At 41.7% G+C, this 2285-nt stretch carries 1 protein-coding gene; it reads right to left on the bottom strand.

Annotated elements, in window-relative coordinates:
• A partial coding sequence (gene thrS / locus AC1DPZ_RS25740) for a threonine--tRNA ligase (RefSeq protein WP_477408862.1) occupies nt 1–1711 on the bottom strand: 1711 nt, incomplete at its 3' end.
• Nucleotides 1712–2285 lie beyond the last annotated feature (574 nt).

Here is a 2285-nt window from a genome sequence, read left to right as displayed (position 1 = left end):
CTTTTAACACATCAGAAAGTTTTTTTGCATATTCCTCGTATTTTTCTGATATCGGCAGGATAATAAATTGCTCAGGAGATAACCACAACGGAAAATTACCTGCGCAATGCTCAATTAACACCGCAATAAAGCGCTCCATGGAGCCAAATGGCGCCCTGTGAATCATTACCGGGCGATGTTTCAAATTGTCGCTACCAGTGTATTCCAGTTCAAAACGCTCGGGCAGGTTATAATCAACCTGAATGGTACCCAATTGCCATTTACGACCAAGGGCATCCCTCACCATAAAATCGAGCTTAGGGCCATAAAAAGCTGCCTCACCAAGCTCAACAACAGTGTTCAAACCCTTTTCGGCTGCAGCTTCAATGATAGCATTCTCAGCTAAAGCCCAGTTTTCATCAGTACCGATGTACTTAGCTTTGTTTTCAGGATCACGCAGCGAAATCTGTGCGGTATAATTTTCAAAACCTAAAGCCTTAAATACGTACAGTACCAGGTCGATAACCTTTTTAAACTCATCTTTTACCTGGTCGGGGCGACAGAACAAGTGCGCATCATCCTGGGTAAAGCCACGTACACGGGTTAATCCATGAAGCTCACCGCTTTGTTCGTAACGGTATACGGTACCAAACTCGGCCAGGCGGACAGGAAGATCCTTGTATGAACGGGGTTTTGTTTTATAGATCTCGCAGTGGTGCGGGCAATTCATTGGTTTTAAAAAGAACTCCTCTCCCTCCTGCGGGGTTTTTATAGGTTGAAATGAATCGGCGCCATATTTTTCATAGTGACCTGATGTTACATACAGGTTTTTATGCCCGATATGTGGGGTGATCACCTGTTCGTAACCGGCCTTAACCTGCGCTTTTTGCAAAAAGTTAGTTAAACGCTCGCGCAAAGCAGTTCCTTTAGGTAACCATAAAGGTAACCCCATGCCTACTTTTTCGGAGAAAGCAAACAACTCCAGCTCCTTGCCTAACTTGCGGTGATCGCGCTTTTTAGCTTCTTCGATCATGTGCAGGTACTCGGTAAGCTCACTGGCTTTTGGGAATGTAACCCCATAGATACGTGTAAGCTGCTTGCGTGTTTCATCGCCGCGCCAATAGGCACCAGCAACGCTCATCAGTTTAACAGCTTTTATAAAACCTGTGTTCGGGATATGAGGCCCACGGCACAGATCGGTAAAGTTTCCTTGTGTATAAAAAGTAATGGCACCATCGGGCAGGTCCTTAATCAGGTCCAGCTTGTATTCATCATCTTTTTCGGTAAAGTACTCAATAGCATCAGCTTTGCTAACCGGCTTGCGGATGTATTCGGCTTTAGTTTTGGCAAGCTCAATAACCTTATCTTCAATCTTCTTGAACTCATCCGAAGAAAATTCACGGTCGCCAAAGTCAACATCATAGTAAAAACCTGTTTCAATAGCCGGACCTATACCAAACTTGGTACCCGGGTAAAGAGCCTCCAAAGCTTCGGCTAATAAGTGGGCTGATGAATGCCAGAAGGTTGATTTACCCGCAGCATCATTCCAGGTTAAAAGTTTAACATGTGAATCCTGCTCAATGGGGCGGCCTGCATCCCAAACCTGGCCATCAACTTCGGCTGCTAATACGTTACGCGCTAATCCTTCGGAGATCGAAGATGCAATCTGCATGGAAGTGATCCCCTTGTCGTACTGACGAACGGAACCATCGGGAAGTGTAATACTAATCATCTACAACTATGATTTAAAGTTTATAAAATTACGTTTTGTGATCACCTACGGGAGTGATCGTTTATTTGAGGTGCAAAAATAGGATTTTAATTATGGTTTACTACCTTTTTATTGGTTTTGTTAGATCAGTGCAAGTGTTCACTTTTTTGTGAGTATACAGACAATAGAAGGTCGAAATCAAATCAACTTATTAATAATCAAACATTTAAGTAGTAGGACAATTTATAACAAAACACTACACATGCTGATAATCAACACATTACTATTTTCAATAATTTTACCCCCAAAACTCCCCGGACACCTGGTTTGAAAAATCCGAACGCTTTAATTTTGGATAATATCAACAATCCAGTGGACAACCCGCTTATCATACACGCTTTTTTTATCCATCATTTATCAAGAAAAATCTACAATAATTGTATGCAAATCAATTTTTGGGCTATTTTAATCGACTTTAGTTTAGTTTTCTGAAGCTTGTTTTTTTGATCCTGATATCCCCAAATAAATCTACAAGCCAGCCAGGTATTTTTCTTTGATGATATTTAAATGATGTAATTCGTGCCCTGTTATATGG

It is taken from the genome of Mucilaginibacter sp. P4_G9 (genome assembly GCF_056400985.1).
Note: the sequence above shows the minus strand (reverse complement) of the source record. Positions and strands in the feature narration are given on the sequence as shown.